This is a genomic window from Streptomyces sp. NRRL F-5650 (assembly GCF_000721365.1).
Taxonomy (GTDB): Bacteria; Actinomycetota; Actinomycetes; order Streptomycetales; family Streptomycetaceae; genus Streptomyces; species Streptomyces ardesiacus.
Genome location: NZ_JOGV01000026.1, coordinates 118,250 through 125,561 on the forward strand (window position 1 = coordinate 118,250; position 7,312 = coordinate 125,561).

The following is a 7,312-nucleotide window of genomic DNA, read 5'->3' on the forward strand; positions in this document are numbered from 1 at the left end:
CTCCTACCGCGGGCCGGGCTCCCCGGCCCGCGCCGGCAGGTCCTGTTCGGCCCAGACCACCTTCCCGCCGGGCGTACGGCACGACCCCCAGCGCCGGCACAGCATATTGATCAACTGGAGCCCGCGGCCGCTCTCGTCGCCCACGTCCGCGTGCTGGATCTGCGGCAGGTCGGGGCCCGAGTCGGAGACCTCCACGGACAGTCGCTCGTGGCGCAGCAGCCGCAGTTCCCCCGGGGCGTTGCCGTACCGCAGGGCGTTGCCGACCAGCTCGCTCACCACCAGCTCCGTGGTGTCGACCAGTTCCTCCAGACCCCACTGCTCCAACCGCTCGCGCACCGCCGTACGCGCCTGCCCCGCGGCCTTGCCGTCCGGTGGCAGCGCCCGCACGTAGACGTCGCAGTCGGGACCGAGCGGCCGGGCCCGCGCGGTCAGGACGATCGCGTCGTCCGACCGGTCCCCGCCGACCCGCTCCGCCACCGCCCGGCACTCGGTCCCGTCCTCCGGCAGGCCGTCGCCGACCGCCTCGCGCAGCCGCTCCAACTGGGTGCCCAGGCCGGAAGTGCGCGACCGGACCAGCCCGTCCGTGTACAGCGTCAACCGGCTCTGCCCGGGCACCGGCACCTCGACCGGGTCGTACGGGATCACCCCCGCCCCCAGCGGCGCCCCCGTGGGCACCTCCAGGAAGGAGACGGCACCGTCGGGCCCGGTCAGCAGCGGCGGCGGGTGACCGGCGCCGGCGATGCGGAAGGTGCTGCCGTACGGGTCGTAGACCGCGCACAGACACGTGGCGACCTGGTCCTCCTCCAGGTCGCGGGCGGCCAGGTCGAGCCGGGCCAGCAGCCGCTCGGGCGCGATGTCCAGCGCCATCAGGGTCCGGGCCACCGTGCGCAGCCGCCCCATGGTCGCGGCGGCGGCCAGACCGCGCCCCATCACGTCGCCCACCATCAGCGCGGTACGGCCGCTGGGCAGCGCGATCACGTCGAACCAGTCGCCGCCCACGGCCGACGGATCGACGGCCGGGTCGTAGCACGAGGTCACGTCCAGGCCCGGGGTGCTGGGGCTGGACCGGGGGAGCAGCGCCCGCTGCAGGGTGACCACGTGGTCGCGCTCGCGCCCGTAGAGCCGGGCGTTGTCGATGCGGACGGCGGCCTTGGACGCCAGCTCCATGGCCAGCGCCACGTCGGTCCGGTTGAACGGCGCCCGGCGCCCGGCCCGGACGAAGTCGGCGAGCCCCAGCAGCACCCCGCGGGCGATCAGCGGCACCGCCAGGTAGGAGTGGACGCCCGCGCGGCGCATGATGTCCGACGCCTCGCGCGAGGGGGCGATCACGGCGAAGTCCGCCCGCGTCATCCGGGAGACCAGCACCGGCCGGCGGGTGGTGAGACACCGCTGCCCCAGCCGGTCGGCGGTGCGCACCGACAGTTCGCCCACGGGGTCGGGCGCCAGGTTCAGGCCCTCGACCTCCGACACCGCCATGGCCCTGAGCCGGGGCGCCTCCCCGCCCGTGGCCCGGTCGCCCTCCTGGAACCGCAGTACCGACTCCAGGAGGTCCACCGCGGCGCCGTCGGCCAGCTCGGGCACGGTGAATCCGGCCAGTTCCTCCGCCGTCCGCCGCACGTCGAGGGTGGTGCCGATGCTCAGGTCCGCCGCGTTCAGCCAGGCCAGCCGCCGTCGGCCGCCCAGTGCCTCCGACATCGACCGCAGTGCGCCCCGGGCCGCCCGCTGCCCGCTCACCAGGGGGTTCGGGGGGCGGCGCAGCCCGCCCGGCCACGGTCGTACCCGCATGCGTCCGCCTCCTCCCACGGCCTCCTGTCCCGATTCTGCCCTGCCACGGGACGGCGGGCGACGGCGGCACCCCCGTCGGCGCCCCGCAGGGGCGCGGGGCGCCGCCCTGAGGACGGCTCAGGCGCGCAGCCACACCGCCGTGTCGGCCGGCAGCCGGCCGGACTCGTCCAGCGTCCCGCTGACGAGCAGCACGGCACGGTGCGCGGGCAGGTCCACCGGCGCGGCGGACAGGTTGACCACGCACACCGTGCCGCCCGCGCGCCGGAACGCGAGGACGTCCTCCGGCGCGGGCAGCCAGTCCAGCGGGCCGTCACCGAACCCCTCGGTGGAGCGCCGCAGCCGCAGGGCCTCGCGGTACAGCGAGAGCATCGACGCCGGGTCCGCGCTCTGGCGGTCCGCCGCGTACGCCGACCAGCCCGCCGGCTGCGGCAGCCAGGGCTCGGTCTCCGAGCCGAATCCGCAGTACGGCGCGTCGGCGGCCCAGGGCAGCGGAACCCGGCAGCCGTCCCGCCCCGGGTCGACGCCGCCGGAGCGGAAGTGCATCGGGTCCTGGATGCGCTCGCGCGGGATGTCGGCCTCGGGCAGGCCCAGTTCCTCGCCCTGGTACAGGTAGACGGACCCGGGCAGGGCCAGTGTCAGCAGCGCGGCGGCCCGCGCGCGCCGGGTGCCCAGGGCCAGGTCGGCCGGGGTGCCGAAGGCCTTCTTCGCGAAGTCGAAGCCCGTGTCCTCGCGGCCGTACCGGGTCACCGTGCGGGTCACGTCGTGATTGCACAGCACCCACGTGGCCGGGGCGCCGACGGGGGCGTGCTCGGCCAGGGTGTCGTCGATGGTGCGGCGCAGCCGGTCCGCCTCCCAGGGGCAGGACAGGAAGTTGAAGTTGAAGGCGGTGTGCAGTTCGTCCGGGCGCAGGTACCGGGCGAAGCGCTCGGCGTCGGGCAGCCACACCTCCCCGACAAAGACGCCCCCGAACTCGTCGGCGACCCGGCGCCAGGAGCGGTAGATGTCGTGCAACTCGTCCTGGTCGATGTACGGGTGGGGGTCGACGCCCTCCACGAAGTCCGCGAGCGCCGGGTCCTTCGCGAGCAGGGCCGCGGAGTCGATGCGCACGCCGGCCACCCCGCGCTCGAACCAGAAGCGCAGCACGTCCTCGTGCTCCCGGCGCACCTCGGGATGGGCCCAGTTCAGGTCGGGCTGCTCCGGGGTGAACAGGTGCAGGTACCACTCGCCGTCCGGGACCCGGGTCCAGGTCCGGCCGGAGAACTGCGAGGGCCAGTCGTTGGGCGGCAGTTCGCCGTGCTCGCCGCGCCCGGGACGGAAGTGGAACCGCTCCCGTTCCGGGCTGCCCGGGCCGGCCTCCAGCGCGGCCCGGAACCAGGCGTGCTGGTCGGAGACGTGGTTGGGAACGATGTCCACGATGGTGCGGATGCCCAGCTCCCGCGCCTCGGCGATCAGCTTCTCGGCCTCGCCCAGGGTGCCGAACGCGGGGTCGATGGTGCGGTAGTCGGCGACGTCGTAGCCGCCGTCGACGAGCGGGGAGACGTACCAGGGGGTGAACCAGACGGCGTCGACGCCGAGTTCGGCGAGGTAGGGCAGTCTCGCCCTCACGCCCGCGAGGTCACCGGTGCCGTCGCCGTCGCCGTCGGCGAAACTGCGGGGGTACACCTGGTAGATGACGGCGTCGCGCCACCAGTCGTCGGTGCGCTGAGAGTTGGGGGCTGCCACGTGACGGTCCTTTCGGGCAGGGTGGGTCTCCGCCGCCGGTCCGGACGGAGCGGGGCGTCGGACGGGCCGGCGGCGGAGGTTGACGGGACGTGCTGCCGGAGGCGGGGAGGAGGGCGGGCGGCGACAGGCTGCCCGGGCCCGTGGACCCTCAGCCCTTCAGGCCCCCGGCGGTGAGTCCGCTCATGATGTTGCGCTGGAAGATCAGGAAGATGACGAGCGTCGGCAGCGAGGCCATGGTGAGCGCGGCGATCAGCACGTTCACGGGCACCCCGTTGGACAGGGAGTAGATCCCGACGTTCAGGGTCTGCCTGGCCGGGTCGGGCAGGGTCAGCAGGGGCCAGAGGAAGTCCTTCCAGACGCCCACGATCGCGAAGATGGACACCACGCCGAGGATCGGCCGCGAGATCGGCAGCACGATCGACCGGAGCGTGCGCATCGGTGAGGCACCGTCCATGGCGGCGGCGTCGAGCAGCTCCCGGGGGATCGAGTCGAAGAACCGCTTCAGCAGGAAGATGTTGAAGGCGTTGGTCACCGAGGGCAGCCAGATGGCCCACGGCGTGTTCAGCAGGTTGCGTTCGAAGATCGGCACGTCCAGCACGGTCAGGTACTGCGGGACGACCAGCACGGTCGCCGGGATCATCAGCGTCGCCAGCATCAGGCCGAGGATCGCCTTGCCGAGGACCGGGCGGAGCTTGGAGAGCGAGTAGGCCGCCGCCACGTCGAAGACCAACTGGAAGGCGAGCGCGCCGAACGCGTAGAACAGGGTGTTGCCCAGCAGGCCGGCCAGGTCCATGACGTTCCATGCCTGGGTGTAGTTGTCCGGCTGGAAGGACTCGGGGACCAGCGTCGGCGGCGTCCGCACGACCTCCTGCGTGTCCTTGAAGCCGCTGGAGACCATCCAGTACATCGGCCCGAGGAAGACCACGGTGAACAGGGCGACGACGAGGCCGAACACCACCCAGTACAGCGCCTTTCCGCGCGGGCGGGCGAGCTGGGCCGGTGAGATGAGTGTGCGTGTGGACATCAGTGCTTTCCCCCGGCTCTACTCGTCCTCGGCGCGGCTGAGCTTCACGTACGCCGCCGAGAACCCGGCCAGCAGTACGAGGAGCAGCAGGCCCAGGGCCGCCGCGGCACCGTAGTTGTTGAAGTTGAAGGCGTACTGGTAGATGAGGTACACGACCGTCGTCGTCGAACCCTCGGGGCCGGCACCGCCGGTGAGCAGGAAGGGCTCCACGAAGACCTGCATGGTCGCGATGATCTGCATCAGCAGCATCAGCGAGAGGATGAGCCGCGTCTGCGGGATCGTCACGTGCCAGATCTTGCGCAGCAGCCCTGCCCCGTCCAGTTCCGCCGCCTCGTACAGCTCACCGGGGATGCCCTGGAGCGCCGCCAGGTAGATCAGCGCCGCGCCGCCCATGTTCATCCAGGTCGAGGCGACGACCACGGACAGCATGGAGAGGCCGGGGTCCTGCAGCCACTGCTGCTCGGGCAGCCCGAAGAAGCCGAGCACCTCGTTGAGCAGGCCGTAACCCGGGTCGTACAGGTACTTGAACAGCAGCACGGAGGCGACCGGGGGCAGCATCACGGGCAGGTAGACGAGCAGGCGCAAGTACCCCTTGCCGTGCCGGAGTTCGTTGATGACGAGGGCGACGACGAACGGCACGGCGAAGCCGAGGACCAGCGCCAGCACCGTGAACAGCGCGGTGTTGCGCCAGGCCTGCCAGAAGGCCGGGTCGTTGAAGACCGTCTCCAGGTTCTCCATGCCGACCCAGGAGACCTCGCCCTGGTCGGTCTTCTGGAAGGCGAGGAGGAACTCCCGGACCATCGGGTACCAGGAGAAGAACGCGAAGCAGAGAACCGCTCCGATCAGGAAACCGTGTGCGGTGAGGTTGCGCCTCAGGCTCCTGCCGAACGCCCCGCCGCGCTGGGGCGGGCCGTCCACCGGAGGCTGGGCGTGGCGGACTCCGGCCGCCTTGCTCGGGGTCAGGCTGGGGGCCGACATCGTCGCTCCTTGGGGCTGGTCTCATGGGCCCCGGGGGGCGGTGCGGCCCGCCCCCCGAGGGAGCCGGTCACTGCGTGGCCAGAACCTGGTCGACCTGCTGCGCCGCGGTGGAGAGCAGCTTGTCGACGTCGGCGTCCTTGTTGGTGAGGAGGCCGGACATCACGTTGTCCAGGACCTTGTAGACCTCCTGGGCCTTCGGCGGCTCGGCCATGCCCGGGACCGGGTTGTCCATGAACGCCTTGAAGTTCTCGACCGGCATGGTGGCGTGCTCGACGCGGGCCGCGTCGTCCTTCTTCTTCGACTCGTTCAGCCAGAAGTTGGGCTGCGGCAGACCCACCGGCAGGTTGTCCTTCTTCTTGCGGGCCCAGTCGAACTGCCCCTTGCCGACGGTGAGGTTCTCGAAGTTCAGCCAGGCGACGGCCGCCTTGATCTTGTCGGCGGATATCCCCTTCTTGATCATGTAGCTGTTGCCGCCGGCGAGGGTGTTCTTCTCGCCCGGGATCGGGCCCATGCCGAAGTTCTCGTAGTCGGCGCCGAGTTGCTGCACCATGTACGTGATGTCGTCCGGCGCGGCGAGGAACATGCCGAGCTTGTCGGTGGCGATCTGCTTCTGCAGGTCGCCCCACTTCAGGAGCTGGGTCTTGCCCATGCTCCCGTCCTCCCAGCGCATCGCGTGGAGGTTCTCGGCGACCTCCTTGCCCGCCGCGTTGTCGAACGCCGCCTTCTTGCCGCTCGCGTCCACGACCTCGGCGCCGCGGCTGTACATCTGGGCGGTGAAGTGCCAGCCGCCGGTGTTGCCCGCGCTGTACTCGCCGAAGCCCGCGATGCCGTCGCCCAGGTCCGCGATCTTCTTGGCGGCGGTGCGGACCTCGTCCCAGGTGCGCGGCGGGGTGTCCGGGTCGAGCCCGGCCTTCTCGAAGAGCTTGCGGTTGATCAGCAGGCCCATCGTGTAGTTGCTCGTGGGCAGGCCGTAGAGCTTGTTCTCGTGCTTGAGGGAACCGAGGACGTTCGGGTCGATGTCCTTGAGCGCCGGGACGGACTTGTCGTTGACGTAGGCCGTGATGTCCTCGGCTCCGTCGTTGTCCAGCACCTGGGGCAGGTCGGTGAAGTAGGTGTAGAAGACGTCGGGCTGCGACTTGGCCTTGAGCATCGCCGTGAAGCGCGGCGGCTCCAGGCACTGGCCCGGGGTCGAGCGGCCCTCGATGGTGACGTTCGGGTAGATCTCGTTGAACGCCTTGACGTCCTCCTGCCACTCCTTCAGCTCGGCCGCCTTCGCCTTCGGCGGCATGCAGTCGATGGTGATCGTCACCTTGGTCTTCGGGTCCAGCGGCGCGGCCGGGTCGGAGGACCCGCTGCCGCCTTCGGAACCGCCGCCGTCGTCGCTGCTGCTCGTGCCGCAGGCGGCGAGAGCGGTCAGGGTGAGAGCGGAGACGAGCGTGATGGCGCCGGCACGGCGAGTACGGCGGAACCGAGCACTTCTCATGGGTGGTCCCCTTCGGGCCTGAACGTGGAAGGCGCCCCACCGCCGATGCGTTGTGGGGCGCCGCTCACTCAACCACCGTGAACAAGTGAACGCAATATCTCGCGCTGATTTCGTAATTGTTTGACAGAGAGATGGAGAAGCCGGGGTTCCGCTATCGGGCGGCAGCCTGGGCGGTGGAGCCGCGGACGACGAGTTCGGGTTCGAAGAGCAGCTCGCTGTGCGGGACTTCGGTGCCTTGGATTTGTGCGCAGAGGAGGTCGACGGCGGCGCGTCCCATGGCTTCGATGGGTTGGCGGACGGTGGTGAGGGGTGGTTCGGTG

The 7,312-nt window shown here is 71.0% G+C and carries 6 protein-coding genes; all 6 read right to left on the reverse strand.

The window, feature by feature from the left end:
- Positions 1–3 precede the first annotated feature (3 nt).
- Positions 4–1,785: an ATP-binding SpoIIE family protein phosphatase gene (locus IG88_RS0122480; protein ID WP_031044062.1), complete on the reverse strand. Its 1,782-nt coding sequence runs from the start codon at positions 1,783–1,785 to the stop codon at positions 4–6.
- A 117-nt stretch (positions 1,786–1,902) separates the two neighbouring features.
- Entirely contained in the window at positions 1,903–3,507 is a 1,605-nt protein-coding gene (locus IG88_RS0122485) for a glycoside hydrolase family 13 protein (protein ID WP_031044065.1), read from the reverse strand.
- A gap of 148 nt (positions 3,508–3,655) precedes the next feature.
- Positions 3,656–4,531, reverse strand: a complete 876-nt coding sequence (locus IG88_RS42730) for a carbohydrate ABC transporter permease (protein ID WP_031044066.1) — start codon at positions 4,529–4,531, stop codon at positions 3,656–3,658.
- Positions 4,532–4,549: 18 nt separating this feature from the next.
- Entirely contained in the window at positions 4,550–5,509 is a 960-nt protein-coding gene (locus IG88_RS42735) for a carbohydrate ABC transporter permease (protein WP_031044069.1), read from the reverse strand.
- 67 nt (positions 5,510–5,576) lie between these two features.
- The gene (locus IG88_RS0122500; RefSeq protein ID WP_031044072.1) at positions 5,577–6,992 is read right to left on the reverse strand and encodes an extracellular solute-binding protein; all 1,416 of its coding nucleotides are present in this window, start codon (positions 6,990–6,992) and stop codon (positions 5,577–5,579) included.
- A 151-nt stretch (positions 6,993–7,143) separates the two neighbouring features.
- A partial coding sequence (locus tag IG88_RS41490; protein WP_078861566.1) for a substrate-binding domain-containing protein occupies positions 7,144–7,312 on the reverse strand: 169 nt, incomplete at its 5' end.